Origin of the sequence: Saccharibacillus sp. WB 17, assembly GCF_008634075.2 — a bacterium.
Taxonomy (GTDB): Bacteria; Bacillota; Bacilli; order Paenibacillales; family Paenibacillaceae; genus Saccharibacillus; species Saccharibacillus brassicae.
On the sequence record NZ_VPFK02000020.1, the window covers coordinates 218,525 to 233,602 of the forward strand.

Genomic DNA, 15,078 nt, shown 5'->3' on the forward strand with positions numbered 1-15,078 from the left:
GGGTTGGGTTCTACTCATGGACGAACAGCCTCCTTACGAAATGGGATGTGACAGGGAATCGGGAATGGGATTCGGAATCTGGTCTGGTGCGGGTGTCAGCAGCGACTGCCACAAATAAAAAGTCGCGTACGCTTCATGGCCGCGCCACGGGGCGGCCGCGGCGGCGATCTCCGCCGGCAGCGGCCTGCGGCTCAGGCCGAGCCCGCGCTTCAGCGCCTGGTGCAGCCCGGCGTCTCCCGCCGGGAACGCCGAAGCGCGGCGCAGCGTTTTCATGCCGACGTAGTCCGCCGTCCAGGCGCCGACGCCGCGAATACGAAGCAGCGCTTCACGCGCTTCGGCTTCGCCCAGAGCCAGCAGTCCGCTTTTGGACAGATCGCCGGCTTCGATCAGTCGGGCGGCGCCGATGACATATTCGGCTTTGCGGACCGAGAACTGCATCGGACGCAGGTCGTCCGGGCTCAGCGCCGCGATCGCGGCCGGCTTCGGGAACAGGCGGAACGGTTCGTCCGGTTTGCCCGCTTCGCCCGCTCTGTCCGCGCTGGGCAGCGCTTCGCCGTACGCTTCGACCAAGCGCTTCTTCAGCCGATAAGCGAACGTCAGGTTGATCTGCTGGCCGATAATCGCCCAGACCAGCGCTTCGAACAGGTCGGGCAGGCCGATCAGCCTCAATCCCCGATACGCGGAGACGACCGGAGACAGCAGCGGGTCGCGCCGGGCCATGGCGTAGAACGGCTCAAGGTCGTCGCCGAGCCCGAACTTGTCGCGGACGTAAGCGGCAGCGGCTTGGCGCAGCCCGGGAGAGGGACATCCGTGCGGAAAAGCAACGACAAGCCGCTTCTCCGCGGCAGGTTCGGTCCCCGCTCCCGAGGTCGTTTCAGATAAAGCTCCCGCCACCTCTTCCGCCGCCAGCGGTGGCCCGCTTGCGCAGCCGATTTCCAGCAGCACGGCGCTGCCGTTCCATTCGAACGGCTGGATCAACCGGCCGTCCGAAATCCGGTGCATGACCTCAAGGTCCGATCGGCCCAGATAAGCGAGGCATTTCTGCCAGTCAAACGGGCCGTATACGGGAAGTTCGAGCGTGCCGGCGGCAGAACGCTCCAGGGGAACGGACAGCTTCGCGCTGCCCGGCCGAATCGGAGCAGCGGACATGGACGCGTCTCCCGTCATGGCGCGTCCGCCACGGGCGCACTTCTTCTCGCCATGTCCGCTCTCGCCATGTCCGCCTTCGGCGTATCGACTCCCGGCGCGTCCATGGCTGCGTTTCGCGGCCGGCTGCCCGCAGCTGGTGCGCGCGGCGCTTCGCGAAGCACCGGCCGGTCTTCCAGCCGGTATTGGCCGGGCGGGCACTGCCGCAGCCGGCGAAAAGCGCGGTAGAAATTGGACGGCGTATGGAAGCCGGAGGCGTACCCGACTTCCAGATTCGACAGGGTGCTGTGCTTCAGCAGGTAGGCGGCGCGGTCCACGCGAACTTTTTCCAGATAGGTGCGCGGCGTCTCCCCGGTCTCCTGCTTGAACAGCCGTTCGAAGTAATAGACGCTCAATCCGACATGGTCGGCCACGTCTTTGAGGATCAGGTTTTCCCGGTAACGGGCAACGATAAATGTCCGCGCCCGGAGCACGACGTCGTTCCACGGTGACCGTTCCACTTCCGGCTGGCATCGCTTGCACGGGCGGTAGCCGGCCGCTTCGGATTCGGGCAGGCTGCGGTAAAAGTCCACGTTCCGCTTCTTGGGCTTGCGCGATCGGCAGGAAGGGCGGCAGTAGATGCCGGTCGTCTTCACCGCCGTGAAGAACAGCCCGTCGTAGCGCGCGTCGCAGGCCAGTATTTTTTCCCACATTTCTTCGAAAGACAGCGAGATGACTTGTTCCAACGTAGATCCTCCTTTTTCCGCGTTCGGCAGCCGCTTTCGAACCGGTTCTGCTCTTATTGTACCAGCCCTTGCGCCGAAAGAACCTCCTTATTATTGCTCTCATGCTCCCCGGAATAGGCGCGGCGGCGGACGGGAGAGTTTGACAGAATCGGGGGAAAAACGTATGCTCTTTTTAATCGTAATTATTACTATTAAAAAAGTTCGGGGTGGAGAGCATGGAAGTTTTCGATTGTATTGTGGTAGGCGCGGGAGCGGCGGGGATCGGAGTGGGCTGCGTGCTTAGGGATTTGAATATTGAACGGTTCGTCATTTTGGACCGAAGCGAGATCGGGGCCTCGTTTCGCTGCTGGCCGGCGGAAATGCGGATGATCACGCCTTCTTTTACCGGCAATGCGTACGGGATACTCGATCTCAATTCGGTGTCGCTCAAGACGTCTCCGGCGTATACGCTCGGGACCGAGCATCCTTCGGGTCCGCAATACGCGGATTATCTCGAAGCGTTGGCCGCGTACAAGCAGCTGCCGGTGCGTACCGGCGTCGACGTGCGGCAGGTGCGTCCGCTCGAAGGCGGGGGATTCGAAGTGGAGACGGACGGCGGAGTGCTGCGCAGCCGCTATATGATCTGGGCTGCGGGCGAATTTCAATATCCGCACACGGCCGGTTTTCCGGGCGCGGAACACGCGATCCACAGCAGCCTGGTCCGCGAGTGGGCGCAGCTGCCGGGCGGCGAATTCGTGATCGTGGGCGGCTACGAGAGCGGGGCGGACGCGGCGATCCATCTGGCGCGCAGCGGCCGGAAGGTCACGATTATCGACCGGAGCGGCCGCTGGACGGAAAAAGGGAGCAGCGATCCGAGCCTGACGCTGTCCCCGTTCACCAAAGACCGGCTTCGGCAGGTCGAAGACGGCCGAATCAGACTGTTGGCCGGCCATGAGGTCCATTGGATCGAACGCAAGGAAGAAGGCGGCTACCTGATCTACAGCGAGACGGCCGAAGGGGAAAGCCATTTTCTGACGACCGAACAGCCGCCGATTCTGGCGACCGGATTCGCCGGCAGCCTGCGCACGGTCGAAGCGCTGTTCGAGCACGAACCGGACGGCCGCGTCCGCCTGAGCGAGCACGACGAATCGACCCGCGTGCCGGGGCTGTTTCTGGCGGGGCCGGGCGTGGCGCACGGAGGATTGATCTTCTGTTTTATCTACAAATTCCGTCAGCGCTTCGCCGTGGTCGCAAGTCAGATCGCCGAACGTCTCGGCGTCGACCTCGCGCCGCTCGAACCATACCGCCGCGAAGGGATGATGCTGACCGATCTGTCCTGCTGCGGGGAGGATTGCACATGCTGAACCGGCATCTCCGACCCGCCGCTGCTCGCCGGTCGGTCGCTCTGATCGGCTTCGAATCGGCCGGCAAATCGGCGTTGTTTCGCGGGTTGACGGGGAACGATACCGGCGGGGAAGCGAACTTTCGCGGTTCGACGGTACAAGCCCGCCGGGCTGTGCTCGGCTTCGATCATGAACTGGTCGACCTGCCCGGGCTCAAAAGCGGAGACGACAGCCGGACGACGCGGGAAGCGGTGGCGGAACTTGGCGCGGCCGACAAAGTCGTGCTCGTCGTGCGCGGCACCCATTCGGCGCTCGAACTGCTTCTGCTGCTCGAAGCCGTGCCGCTTGGGCAGCGCCCGGCGATGCTCGTGCTGACTTTTGCCGACAAAGTGTCCGGCAGCGCGCACGAATTGGAGCGGCATTACGCCGGAACGCTCGGCATTCCGGTCCATGCCGTCGATGCCCGCACGCTGGCGCCGGACCTGAAGCAGCGGCTGCTGCACTCGCTGGAAGAAGTCGCGCCTGTGCGGCGGCAGCCGACCTGCGCCGTACCGCCGCCCGGCGCCGCGCCGGCCGATGCGGGGCCCAAGGTAATCGGCTTCGATTCGCCGCATTTGGGTGCGCCGCTTGCCGGGCTCGCGGCGCTGCTGCTGTTCGCGGTGCCGGTGCTGCTCGCGTACCTGCTGTCGACGGGCCTGCAGCCGCTCCTTGAGCGCTTCGCGATCGATCCGGTCAAGAGCGGTCTGGCCGGCCTGCCGCCGCTGCTCGAAGCGGTCGCGGCCGGCGATTACGGGGTGCTGACGCTCGGGCTGTATTCTTTTTTGTGGGCGTTTCCCGTCGTGCTGCTGCTCGGCGTCAGCCTGGCGCTCACCGAAGAGAGCGGCCTCAAAGACCGCATCACCGACGCGCTCGATCCGTGGATGCGCCGGATCGGGCTCAGCGGCCGGGACCTGATCCCGGTCTTGTCGGGGTTCGGCTGCAACGTGGTCGCCGTATTCCAGAGCCGCGCGTGCGGGTCCTGCACGCGCAAATCGTGCGTATCGCTGATCGCGTTCGGCTCCGCATGCAGCTACCAGATCGGCGCTTCGCTGTCGATCTTCGGTTCCGCGGGCCGTCCGTGGCTATTCCTGCCGTATATCGCGCTGCTCGCCGGAGCCGGCGCGCTGCATACGCGAATCTGGAACCGCGGCGCGGCGGGCGTGCCCGAGCCGGGGTATGCGCCGCGGACTTTTTTGCAGCGTCCGGGTCTGCGCGCCGTCAGCTGGCGGGTACGCGCCGTCGTCAAGCAGTTTGCGCTGCAGGCGATGCCGATCTTTATCGGCATCTGCGCCGCGGCCGCCCTGCTCCAGTGGAGCGGGGCGATGAACATGCTGTCGCGCTGGGCGGCGCCTCTGCTGGGGCTGCTGAACCTGCCGGCGGAAGCGGCGGGCGGCGTCTTGTTCTCGATCTTGCGCAAAGACGGGCTGCTTGTGCTCAATCAGGGCGAAGGCCGCTTTATTGGGGAGATGAGCGCGGGTCAGACGTTCGTCCTGGTCTATCTGGCGTCGACGCTGACTGCCTGCCTCGTGACGCTGTGGACGGTGCGCCGCGAGTTGGGCTGGGCGTTCGCGGGATCGCTCGCCGGCAAGCAGGCGTCGACGTCGCTGGCCACGACGGCGGTGCTGGCGCTGCTGGTCGCCCGGATCTGACCTTGTCGCGCGGCATGACCAAGAAGCAGCCGGATCCATCCGGCTGCTTCTTTGGCGTGGGGACAAACCGCGCACGGAAGTTCAAGCACACTTTCCCTGCCCGGGATGCGGCTTCACGTTCGCGGGTCTTACGGTTTGGCGTAGCGGATTCGCGCCACCGCGTCATGCTGATGGATCGATTCTTCGTTGCGGCATTCTACCGTAAACTGCCGGATAAAAGGGCATTCCGCAAGGTCTGCCGCCGTCAGCCGGGCCAGATCTTCGACGAAGCGCGGATTTTCGTACGCGCGCTCGGTGACCGCTTTTTCGTCCGTCCGTTTGAGTACGGGATGCAGGGAGGCGCTGGCGTTCGATTCGGCCGCGTTCAGCAGCACTTCGCACCAGTTCAAGTCCAGCTGCGCCGGGTCCACTTCGGCCCGAATCCGCACGATGCCGCGCTGGTTGTGGGCGCTGTATTCGCTGATTTCTTTGGAGCAGGGGCACAGCGTCGTGACGGACACCGTAAGGCCCACGTTCAGCCGAAACGCCGGCGTCTCGTCTTCCCGATAGACCGCTTCCACGAACAGATCGGAATGAGCAAGGCCGATTCGGCCGGAAGACGGAGCGGCGCGTTCGTAGAACCACGGAAATTCCAGCGTGACGTCCGCTCCGCTCTGGTCCATCGAACGGGCCAGATCGCGGACGAAGATCTGCAGTGTCTCCGGCCGGGAGACGAAATCGATGTCCCGGTAAGCGTTCAGCTGTTCGGTCAGGCGGCTCATATTGATACCTTTGCTGCTCCAGTCGAGCGTGGTCGTCAGTTCCAGCGCGGCAATCGAAGTCTGGTGATACGGAGGCAGCGGAGAACGCAGGACAATCGGGTGTTTGACCGCCGTCACACCGACCTGCTGAATTTCGAACAAATAGTCGTCGCGGCGATTTTGCAGATCGGTCATGTCTTCTTTTCGGGTCGCTTTGCGGCCCGGAACAGCGTCCGTGGAGCCGAAACGGCGATGCCGTTCGGACTTGGAAGGCCAATTGGAAGGCAAAAAGGCTGTCATAAAAAGTCTCCCGTCTGTACGGATGTGATCCGGATGATCTTATAAATAGTAATGATTACGCATAAAAAGTCAACCGGAATCGACAAAAAAGCGGAAGCCCCCGTAAGGGCTTCCGCTTTTTCCAAGTTATTGGATTCGCCGATCCGATGACCGGGCACGCCGCTCAGTTCAGGCCCAGATACTCTTTGAGCCCGGCGACGATCGCTTCCGCGACTTTTTGCTGGAAGTCTTCCTGCACCATCAGTTTCTCTTCCTCGCTGTTGGTCAGGAAACCGATCTCCAGCAGCGCGGCCGGCATGTTCGTTTTGCGGATGACGACGTAATTGGCCTGCTTGGAACCGCGGTCCCGGAAGCCTGTCGCCGCCTGGACATGCCGTTGGATCGTGTCCGACAGCAGTTTGCTGCGCGCGGAGTCGGCGTAGAACGTCTCGGTTCCGACGGCGCTTGACGATGCCGCGTTGCCGTGAATCGACAGGAACACGTCCGCGCCGGCGTCGTTGGCAATCTTGGCCCGTCCGTCCAGCGGGATGAACGTATCGTCGCTGCGGGTCATGATCAGGTCGATCCGCGGGTCCTGCTTGAGCAGGGCCGCGACTTTGAGCCCGACTTCGAGCACCATATGCTTTTCTTTGACACCGGTGATGCCGATACCGCCCGAATCCTGATCGCCGTGTCCGGGATCGATCACGACGACTTTTTTGCCGTTCGTGCCGATCGGAGGCGCGGCGCCGCCGTCGTTCAGATCGACGATGACGAGGCTGCCCTGCGTGTACAGATTGTAGCCGACGGCCCGGTTGAGGTCGAGCACGACGCGCACGGTCGAAGGATTGTCGCTGTAGAGCGAGTAGCGTACCTGCTTGACGGCCGAAGAATTCCCGATCGGCAGCGTAGCCACCTGACCGAGCTTCAGCGGGCCGTTCTGGAGCAGGCCGCTGCCGAAATAACTGCCCGGCAGGTCGACCACGATGCGGTCCGGACCGGACAGCACGGTGCCGGTCGGCGTCACGGCCGACGCGGCGGAGATCGTCAGGCGGTTATCGCTGAAGCTGATGCCGTCGATCGAAGCGAGAGACGCCGGCGCCGGATCGACCGCAGGCTGCGCAGGCACGGCCGGAACGGCGGGAGGAGCGCTCGGCACAGCCGGAACGGTCGGAGGAGCGGCCGGCACCGGCGGGGTCGACGGACGCTCAAGCTGCGTTTGCAGATAGACCGTCCGGCTGGCCTGTTCCCATTTGACGCCCAGGCCCAACTGCGAGCCTACGAACCGCAGCGGCACGTAGGTCGTGTCGGCCTGCACGAACGGGGCCTGCTGCAGGGCGACGTCGCCGCCGCCCGAACTTGCGGTCAGGCTGCCGAGCGTGAGCACGAGCGGGGATACGGCGCTGCCGATCGTAATCCGGCCGGCCGCCTTGTTCCAGTTCACGTCGTAGCCGAGCTGCTGCGAGACGACCCGGATCGGGACCATCGTCGTCCCTTTGACGACGAGCGGCTCGGCTCCGTCGATTGCCCGGCCGTCCAGCACGATACTCGTGCCGGCTCCGGCGGCCGCGGCGGACGAATACGTGCCCGGCAGAATCAAGGCGAACAGCAGAGCGACGGCCAGCAAGGCGGCAGCCGTCTTTTTCCATGCGTGTTTTCCAAATTTCATTCTCACTTCTCCTTTGTGTCTGGTCGAGAGGAATCGGACGACTGTTTCAAGGATACGGACGCATGCGGGAGACGAAAAGTTTCTTTAGGGCAAAAAACGTTGCTTTATACAAAAATAAAGCATATGCCCGCCGAATTCAACACTTTTTACGTTTGACAGAATGGCTGCAAAGCCGTATATTCTGATTAATCGTAATAATTACTATTAAATAACGCGGCAGTCGGACTATCCGGTTCGGGCCTGCCGATGCGAAGGAAAGAGGAGAGAAGCTTGATGGATACCTGGACAGCGAAACGGCTCGAAGCGCTGCTGCGCGGCTATATTTCGGAGAAGATTCCGCCGAGCATGCGAACGGCCGTCCGCATCGTGTACCGATTGGAAGCAGACCGCGTCACGCTGACGGAAGAACGCCCCGAATCGCCGCGCGAAGGCTGGACCGGCAAAGACCTGGCCCAGTTCCGCCTGGAACGGGGAGCCTGGAGCGTGTACGCCAAACAGGGCGAGGGCCCCGAAGAATGGGTCGCCGCCCGCTCGATCGAACCGAGAATGGATTTCGAAGATCAGCTGGAGCAGTTCGAACTGGACCGTGAAGGTCTGTTCTGGAAGTGAAGAAGGTTGATCTTCGCTTTGCGCTGCACCGGGCGCTGGCCCGGGCGGGTCATCTGGGCTTTGCCCTGCTCGGCGTATCCGTCATTACGTTCGCCCTGATGCATCTCGCGCCGGGCGATCCGGCGGAGATCATGCTGCGGGCGGACGGCATCCAACCTACGCGGGCCGCGGTCGAAGCGCTGCGGGCATCGCTCGGGCTCGATGCGCCGCTCCCGTTGCAGTACGCGCATTGGCTCGGCCGCATCGTGACGCTCGATTTCGGCGTTTCGCTGATGACCGGGCGCCCGGTGCTGGGCGAACTGCTCGGCCGGCTGCCGGCCACGGCTTGGCTGGCCGTATGCGCGCTGCTGTCGGCCGCGCTGCTGGCCGTGCCGCTCGGCGTCGCTTCGGCGCTGCGTCCGAACCGGCTGCCGGACCGGATCGGACGCGCCGTCTCGCTGGCCAGCGTCTCGATGCCGTCGTATTGGCTCGGCCTGCTGCTCCTGCTGTACGGAGCCGTGAAGTTGGACTGGTTCCCGGTCGCGGGCATGCACGGTCCGTTCAGCGTCGCGCTGCCGGCGTTCACGCTCGGCTTCGGCATGGCGGGCCTCTACGTCCGCCTGATTCGGACCGGCCTGCTGGACGTGCTGCGCCAGCCGTATATCCGGGCTGCCCGGGCCCGCGGCCTGAGCGCCGGATCGATCGTCGCGGGGCATGCGCTGCGCAGCGCGGTGCTGCCGAGCCTGACGCTGCTCGGCCTGCAGATCGGCAGCCTGCTCGGCGGTTCGGTCATCGTGGAGACCGTGTTCGCGTGGCCCGGCATCGGCAAGTTCGCGGTGGAAGCGATCTACGCCAAAGACTACGTCGTGATTCAGGGCTACGTGCTGCTGACCGCGCTTACGGTCATGCTGGTCAACCGGCTCGTCGATGCGGGCTGCCGGCTGCTCGACCCGAGAATTCGGCGGGGCTGAACGCAAGCGCGGCAGACCGGGAAGCAGATCCGCAAAATGTACAGGGACAGGACAGGCAGCATGAACAGGCAGGATGAACGGAGGTTGGGACACCGGAATGGACAGAAGTCAACGCAGGCCGATCGAAGCGGGAGAATCCGCCGGGCCGCCTGCTTCAAAATGGGCCTCAAAAGCGCCGGTCTGGGCGGGAGCGGCCATCGTGCTGCTCGTGCTCGGAGCCGGCGCGTTCGCGCCGCTGCTTGCGCCGAACGATCCGCTGGCGGTGGAGATGGGTGCGCGGCTGGCTGATCCGTCCTGGCGGTATCCGCTCGGCACGGATCATCTGGGCCGCTGCGTCTTGTCGCGCCTGCTCTATGGGACGCGGCTGTCGCTGTTCCACGCGCTGATCGTTCTGGCCGCGGTATTTGCTATCAGTATCCCGGTCGGCCTGCTGGCCGGCTACGCGGGCGGCCGGACCGACCGCTTCATCATGCGGATCATCGACGTACTGCTCGCTTTTCCAAGCCTGATTCTCTCGCTCGCGGTCGCCGCGCTGCTCGGTCCGGGGGCGCTGCATCTGCTGCTGGCGTTCGCCGCGGTGTGGTGGGCCGGATATGCGAGAATCATCCGGGGACTGGTGCTTCAGCTCAAGCAGCGCGACTATATCACGGCGGCCCGCGCGGCCGGTTCGTCGCCGGGTCGGATCGTTTTCGATCATATTTTGCGCAATGCGGCCAGGCCGATCGGCGTGCTGGCTTCGATGGAGCTCGGCACGATCCTGCTGTCGCTGGCCGGATTGTCGTTTCTCGGGCTTGGGGCGCAGCCGCCGACGCCGGAATGGGGCATCATGCTTAGCGACAGCCGTCCGTACATGCAGACGGTGCCGGAATTGATGCTGTATCCGGGACTTGCGATCGCCTTGTCCGTGCTGGGGTTCAACCTGCTGGCGGAAGGGCTGCGGCGGCCGGATTGAAAACGGAGTCGAATGCAGCAGACGCAGCTTGAATGACAAAGACAGCGCTTGAATGTAACAGACGGAGCTTGAACGAAAAAGGAGGGTGGACGTGAACGGATTATCGGTCGAAGCGGTGTCGCAGACACTTCCGCTGCTGGAGATCCGCAGCCTGACGACGACTTTCCCGGGAGAACACCGGACGTTTGCGGCGGTGAACGACGTCAGTTTGACCGTGAGAGCGGGCCGGGTGACGGCGCTTGTCGGCGAGAGCGGCAGCGGCAAGAGTGCAACGGCGCTGTCCGTGATGGGCTTGATCGACGCGCCGGGACGAATCGAAGCCGGAGAGATCCGGCTCGGCGGAATCGATCTGCGCGGCCTGTCGAAGAAATCGCTGCAAGCCAGCCGGGGCCGGGAGATGGCGATGATTTTTCAGGACCCGGTCCAGGCGCTCAACCCGGTCATTCCGATCGGACGCCAATTAACCGAGACGATCCGGCGCCACCGATCCAACGTGAAGCGGGCGGAAGCGCGCCGGATCGCGATCGAGCAGCTGCGGCGCGCCGGGCTGGACGACGCCGAGAGGCTCATGTCGGCGTACGCGTTCGAGCTGAGCGGCGGCATGTGCCAGCGGATCATGATCGCGCTGGCGCTCGTGTCCGGCGCGAAGCTGCTGATCGCCGACGAGCCGACGACGGCGCTCGACGTCAGCGTGCAGGCGTTCATTCTGCGCGAGCTTGACCGGGTACGGCGGGAAGACAACGTCGGCATTCTGCTCATCACCCATGATCTCGGCGTGGTCGCCGAGCTGGCGGACGATCTGTACGTCATGCGTGCCGGCCGGATCGTCGAGTATGGGGAAGCGGCAGAGGTATTCGACAATCCCCGGCATGTCTACACGCAGGAACTGCTGGACAGCCGGTTATGAGGAGCGTTTGGCGATGAATGTGCTGGAAGCGGTCGAATTGACCAAAGTTTACGAAAAAAGAAACGGCTGGAACCGCGGCGGAGCGCGCTTGAACGCGCCGCCCGCGGTTAGCGGCCTGTCGCTCGAACTGCGGCAGGGAGAGACGCTGGCGCTCGTCGGCGAGAGCGGCTGCGGCAAAAGCACGCTGGCCCGCATGCTGCTGAAGCTGGAGCCGCCGACCGCGGGCCGTATCCGGTATCGGGGAACCGATATTACGGATTGGAATTTTCGGCAGATGCGCGAAGTGCGCAGCCGGATGCAGCCGGTGTTCCAGAACAGCCTCGCTTCGTTCAATCCGGCCTTTACGGTGGAGAAGATCGTGGGCGAGCCGCTTCGCGGCGCCCGATTGGAACGCGCAACGGTTGTCAGCCGGATCGCCGAGACGCTGGAGTCCGTCGGTCTGGGATCGGAGTATCTGCGCCGCTATCCGTCCGAACTTAGCGGCGGCCAGCAGCAGCGGGTCGGCATCGCAAGGGCGATCGCGTGCGAGCCGGAGATTCTTGTTCTGGACGAACCGTTCTCCAGCCTCGATTACAGCCTGCGCAAGCAGGCGATGCGGCTGCTGGACGGGTTGAAGCAGCGGCTCGGCTTGTCCTATTTGTTCATCACGCACGATCTGTCGGCTGTCGGCACGTTTTGCGACCGGGTCTCGGTCATGCGCCGGGGAGAGATCGTCGAACAGTGTCCGGCCGCGGAATTGCAGCTCGGCGAGCGTCATCCGTACACCCGGATGCTGCTGGATTCGATTCCGGTGTCGCATCCCGCATTGAGGAACAGATAAGGGAAGCGTAGGCGGCGGATACATTCTTTTACATAGAAGCAAACAGAGAAAAGGGAGTTGGAATCATGCATAAATCGAAAGTGTGGCAAAAAGGAATGACGGGCGTGATCCTGGCTGCGGCGCTGCTTGCGGGCTGCTCGAACGGAGGCGGAGCGCCGGCGACTTCGGCGGCCGGCAGCGATTCCGCCAAGCAAGAAGAGAAAAGGATCACGGTGGCCGTCTCGGGCGACGTCGGGCTGGATCGCATGGACGCGGGCGCATACGACGGGTCGATGAACGTGCATGCGATGATCTACGACGGGCTGGTCCGGTACGGCGCGCAGGGCGCGATCGAACCGGCGCTCGCGGAATCGTGGGACATTTCGCCGGACGGCAAAACGTACATATTCCATCTGCGCGAGGGCGTGAAATTCTCCGACGGTTCGGACTTCAACGCGGACGCGGTGAAGTTCTCGTTCGAGCGCTGGATTCACGATCCGTCCAATTCGCTGTCCGTTGCTTCGGCGCTGACCTCGCTTGAGACGCCGGACGAATATACGGTGAAGATGACGTTCGACCGGGCCTATTACCCGATCCTCACCGAGCTGACATTCGCGCGTCCGGTACGCATCCTGAGTCCGAACGCCGTCGAGCCCGCGGGCGACGTCAAGGGCAAGTTCGTCAAGCCGATCGGAACCGGAGCCTGGATGGCCGACAGCTACAAAACGGATCAGGAAGCGGTGCTGGTCCGCAATCGCAATTACTGGGGCGAACCGCCGAAATTGTCCAAAATCACGCTTCAGGTCATCCCCGATCCGCAGTCGCGCGTGCTCGCGCTGCAAAATAGCAGCGTCGACCTCGCCGGCGGACAGATGGGCCGCCTGCCGCTCGAAAGCCTGCCCGTGGTCGAAAGCGACGATAAGCTGAATCTGCTCAAGTCGGCAGGTACCAGCTCGCACTTTATCGTCTACAACGGGAAAAACGAGCATCTCCAGCAGTTGAACGTACGCAAAGCGATCAATCTGGCGATCGACAAAAAAAGCGTCGTCGACGACCTGATGGGCGGCGTCGGCAGCGAAGCGCGCGGGTTGTTCCCGCCGACGGTGCCTTACGTGACGGAGAAGAACAGCCGCGGCTACGGCTTCGATCCGGAAGAAGCGAAGCGCCTGCTCCGCGAAGCGGGCTACAAGGACAGCGACGAAGACGGAACGCTCGACCGCGGCGGCGTTCCGCTCAAGCTGAACTTCGTGCTGCAGCAGGCCGATTTCCCGGAATGGAAACCGATGGCCGAGCTGATCCAGTCGGAGCTGCAGCAGATCGGGATCGCGGCCGAGCTGCAGGTGCTGGAGCCGAACGCGTATTACGACGCGCTGTGGACGACCAAAGCGTACGACATGATCATCTACCGGACATACGACGACGCGTATAATCCGCACTCGTTCCTGTCTTCGCTGTTCCATTCGACGAAGGAAGCGCCGGCGGTCGCCTGGTCGGACGAGCTTCTGGAGCAGCAGATCGACACGGCTCTCGCTTCGACCGACGAAAGCGCGCGGCAGACCGCATACGACGACATTTTCGCAAGGCTGGACGAACAGGCGATGTATGCGGCCGTTTATTTCCCGGATGACCTGTTCGCCGTCAACAAAAGGGTGCAGCATGCGGAAGCGGGCCATACGACGTTCGAACCGATCTTGTGGAACCGGCTGGACGTGACCGAATGAGCAAGCTGCAGGCGATCTCGAACTATTGGACGTCCGGCGCCGACGGCTACGACAAAGTGATCCATACGCAGTTCAAGAGCCGCCGGGAAGTCGCATTTTGGCAAAAAAGATTGCAGGAAGGGTTGGGCGATCGCCCGGCCCAGCAGGTGCTTGACGTCGGAACCGGACCGGGGTTCTTCTCTATCCTGCTGTCCCGGCTCGGCCATCTTCCCCAAGCGGTCGATGCTTCGCCGGGCATGGTAGAGCGGGCGAGGCGCAACGTGGCGGAGTTCGGATTCCCCGACGTTCCGGTATCGCTTGCGGACGCGGCCGATTTGTCGGCCATTCCGTCCGGCAGTTTCGACGCGGTCGTCTGCCGGGACGTCGTCTGGACGCTGCCCGATCCGTACCGCGCTTACGCCGAATGGCATCGGGTGCTGAAGCCCGGCGGCAGACTGATCGTGTTCGACGGCAACTATTTGTACGAAGAAGACCATTCGCTGCCGGCCCGCATGCGCTACGGCTTCTCCTGGCTGCTCATTCTGGTGACGGAGCGCCGCCTGCGCAAGCCCGAAAGCCGCAAACGGACCGTGCTGAGCGATCTGCCGTTCGTGCAGGTGCTGCGCCCGGAAGAAGACGAGCGCGCGCTCGCGCAGGCCGGATTCGAGGCTGTGACGATTCGCCGCGATCATATGTCCGCGAAGGAGCTGCCGCTGCACCATTTGAAATACGGCTTCCAAAAAGGCGTCCGGTTCATGATCGTGGCGACCAAGCCCGAGGCTTAGCTGGTTCCGCCCGTTCGGACCGTTTCGACCGACGGAGCGGGGAGCGGTTATCTTAGACGCGGTGAGCACAGTGAGCGCGGTAGAAGCAAGGCCCTTATTCGTCAAAAGCGGCAGTCCCGTTCAACCGGGGCTGCCGCTTTTTTGCATCGATTTTGAACCTGTTTCGGACTTGCTTCGGACTTGATTTGAAAAAAGCGGTTGACCTGAAATCGATGACACACTTTAAGCTTGACCCATGGAGAACGGACAGACCCCAACAAGGAGGGAAAAACGATGAAAATCACGCAAATCATTAACGAACATACGGTCGTCGCGCAGGAAGAGTGCAGCGGGGAAGCGTCGTACTGGATCAAACGCCCCGAAGCAAACGAAGAAGGACGGCTGTTGTTCGCTGTGCTCGAACACGCTTTCGAGACGATCGAGCGGCGCTTCGGCATCGGAGCGGCCGACGTGTCGGTGCTGACGTACCGGCGCTTCGCGGAACATCTGCGCACTTCGGTGCGCCGCGCCCTGCGCGCGGAGACGCGCGCTTCGGCTACGGACGGAACGCTCGGCGGGCTGATCCGCCGGCATATGCCGGATTGTTACGCCTGCGCCGGCGAGATCCGCGCGGATCTGGAACGCCGCTGCGGCGCGCGGCTGCCGGAAGACGAGATGCTCGATTTGATGCTGCATGTGCATAAGGTCATCTCGGTTTCGGCGCTGCGGCACGCCTGATCAGATAGGTTCGCCGTGCGCCGCGGCGGACGCGGGCAGCGAGCGCATTCCCAGCTTGTCCGTTCCCGTGCGGCTTACGTACAGTCCGCG

14 protein-coding genes are annotated in these 15,078 nt (G+C 63.4%); 10 read left to right on the top strand and 4 right to left on the bottom strand.

Features of this window, described 5'->3' with window-relative positions:
• Nucleotides 1-33: 33 nt before the first annotated feature.
• On the bottom strand, nt 34-1,149 hold the full coding sequence (locus tag FTE24_RS10350; protein ID WP_150233281.1) for a DNA-3-methyladenine glycosylase 2: 1,116 nt from the start codon (nt 1,147-1,149) through the stop codon (nt 34-36).
• 14 nt (nt 1,150-1,163) lie between these two features.
• Entirely contained in the window at nt 1,164-1,838 is a 675-nt protein-coding gene (locus FTE24_RS10355) for a bifunctional transcriptional activator/DNA repair enzyme AdaA (RefSeq protein ID WP_202111830.1), read from the bottom strand.
• Nucleotides 1,839-2,086: 248 nt separating this feature from the next.
• Here FTE24_RS10355 and FTE24_RS10360 point away from each other — a divergent pair, with 248 nt between their 5' ends.
• Nucleotides 2,087-3,214 carry an NAD(P)/FAD-dependent oxidoreductase gene (locus FTE24_RS10360; protein WP_150233285.1) on the top strand — a complete coding sequence of 376 codons (1,128 nt, stop codon included), beginning with the start codon at nt 2,087-2,089 and terminating at the stop codon, nt 3,212-3,214.
• Nucleotides 3,208-4,881, top strand: coding sequence for a nucleoside recognition domain-containing protein (locus FTE24_RS10365; protein WP_150233287.1), 1,674 nt, complete (start codon nt 3,208-3,210; stop codon nt 4,879-4,881). The genes FTE24_RS10360 and FTE24_RS10365 overlap by 7 nt, the downstream gene beginning before the upstream one ends.
• 128 nt (nt 4,882-5,009) lie before the next feature.
• Here FTE24_RS10365 and folE2 read toward each other — a convergent pair whose 3' ends face one another.
• Together folE2 and FTE24_RS10375 are read right to left on the bottom strand one after the other, a co-directional pair.
• Nucleotides 5,010-5,921: a GTP cyclohydrolase FolE2 gene (gene folE2, locus FTE24_RS10370; protein WP_150233289.1), complete on the bottom strand. Its 912-nt coding sequence runs from the start codon at nt 5,919-5,921 to the stop codon at nt 5,010-5,012.
• Between the two features lie 163 nt (nt 5,922-6,084).
• Nucleotides 6,085-7,569: an N-acetylmuramoyl-L-alanine amidase family protein gene (locus FTE24_RS10375; protein ID WP_150233290.1), complete on the bottom strand. Its 1,485-nt coding sequence runs from the start codon at nt 7,567-7,569 to the stop codon at nt 6,085-6,087.
• A gap of 273 nt (nt 7,570-7,842) precedes the next feature.
• Here FTE24_RS10375 and FTE24_RS10380 point away from each other — a divergent pair, with 273 nt between their 5' ends.
• The 8 genes from FTE24_RS10380 to FTE24_RS10415 all read left to right on the top strand — a co-directional run bounded on the left by FTE24_RS10380 (nt 7,843) and on the right by FTE24_RS10415 (nt 14,988).
• On the top strand, nt 7,843-8,178 hold the full coding sequence (locus FTE24_RS10380) for a DUF3024 domain-containing protein (protein WP_141446598.1): 336 nt from the start codon (nt 7,843-7,845) through the stop codon (nt 8,176-8,178).
• Nucleotides 8,175-9,128, top strand: coding sequence for a nickel ABC transporter permease (gene nikB, locus FTE24_RS10385; RefSeq protein ID WP_337190040.1), 954 nt, complete (start codon nt 8,175-8,177; stop codon nt 9,126-9,128). Before FTE24_RS10380 ends, nikB begins: the two co-directional genes overlap by 4 nt.
• A gap of 97 nt (nt 9,129-9,225) precedes the next feature.
• On the top strand, nt 9,226-10,080 hold the full coding sequence (gene nikC / locus FTE24_RS10390; RefSeq protein ID WP_150233293.1) for a nickel transporter permease: 855 nt from the start codon (nt 9,226-9,228) through the stop codon (nt 10,078-10,080).
• 91 nt (nt 10,081-10,171) lie between these two features.
• Complete coding sequence (locus FTE24_RS10395; protein WP_337190041.1) at nt 10,172-10,987, top strand: ABC transporter ATP-binding protein; 816 nt, start codon at nt 10,172-10,174, stop codon at nt 10,985-10,987.
• Nucleotides 10,988-11,000: 13 nt separating this feature from the next.
• Nucleotides 11,001-11,807, top strand: coding sequence for an ABC transporter ATP-binding protein (locus FTE24_RS10400; RefSeq protein ID WP_150233294.1), 807 nt, complete (start codon nt 11,001-11,003; stop codon nt 11,805-11,807).
• A gap of 65 nt (nt 11,808-11,872) precedes the next feature.
• Entirely contained in the window at nt 11,873-13,507 is a 1,635-nt protein-coding gene (locus FTE24_RS10405; protein WP_237401718.1) for a nickel ABC transporter substrate-binding protein, read from the top strand.
• On the top strand, nt 13,504-14,271 hold the full coding sequence (locus FTE24_RS10410) for a class I SAM-dependent methyltransferase (RefSeq protein WP_150233296.1): 768 nt from the start codon (nt 13,504-13,506) through the stop codon (nt 14,269-14,271). Before FTE24_RS10405 ends, FTE24_RS10410 begins: the two co-directional genes overlap by 4 nt.
• 273 nt (nt 14,272-14,544) lie before the next feature.
• A complete protein-coding gene (locus FTE24_RS10415; RefSeq protein WP_150233298.1) occupies nt 14,545-14,988 on the top strand; it encodes a PRD domain-containing protein in 444 nt (147 codons plus the stop codon).
• Nucleotides 14,989-15,078 lie beyond the last annotated feature (90 nt).

Excerpts from the sequence above, each read along its gene's own strand:
- FTE24_RS10350 (WP_150233281.1), bottom strand. The coding sequence starts at position 1,149 with ATGTCCGCTGCTCCGATTCGGCCGGGCAGCGCGAAGCTGTCCGTTCCC.
- FTE24_RS10410 (WP_150233296.1), top strand. The coding sequence starts at position 13,504 with ATGAGCAAGCTGCAGGCGATCTCGAACTATTGGACGTCCGGCGCCGAC.
- FTE24_RS10355 (WP_202111830.1), bottom strand. The coding sequence starts at position 1,838 with ATGTGGGAAAAAATACTGGCCTGCGACGCGCGCTACGACGGGCTGTTC.
- folE2 (WP_150233289.1), bottom strand. The coding sequence starts at position 5,921 with ATGACAGCCTTTTTGCCTTCCAATTGGCCTTCCAAGTCCGAACGGCAT.
- FTE24_RS10375 (WP_150233290.1), bottom strand. The coding sequence starts at position 7,569 with ATGAAATTTGGAAAACACGCATGGAAAAAGACGGCTGCCGCCTTGCTG.
- FTE24_RS10415 (WP_150233298.1), top strand. The coding sequence starts at position 14,545 with ATGAAAATCACGCAAATCATTAACGAACATACGGTCGTCGCGCAGGAA.
- nikC (WP_150233293.1), top strand. The coding sequence starts at position 9,226 with ATGGACAGAAGTCAACGCAGGCCGATCGAAGCGGGAGAATCCGCCGGG.
- FTE24_RS10360 (WP_150233285.1), top strand. The coding sequence starts at position 2,087 with ATGGAAGTTTTCGATTGTATTGTGGTAGGCGCGGGAGCGGCGGGGATC.
- FTE24_RS10380 (WP_141446598.1), top strand. The coding sequence starts at position 7,843 with ATGGATACCTGGACAGCGAAACGGCTCGAAGCGCTGCTGCGCGGCTAT.
- FTE24_RS10400 (WP_150233294.1), top strand. The coding sequence starts at position 11,001 with ATGAATGTGCTGGAAGCGGTCGAATTGACCAAAGTTTACGAAAAAAGA.
- FTE24_RS10405 (WP_237401718.1), top strand. The coding sequence starts at position 11,873 with ATGCATAAATCGAAAGTGTGGCAAAAAGGAATGACGGGCGTGATCCTG.
- FTE24_RS10365 (WP_150233287.1), top strand. The coding sequence starts at position 3,208 with ATGCTGAACCGGCATCTCCGACCCGCCGCTGCTCGCCGGTCGGTCGCT.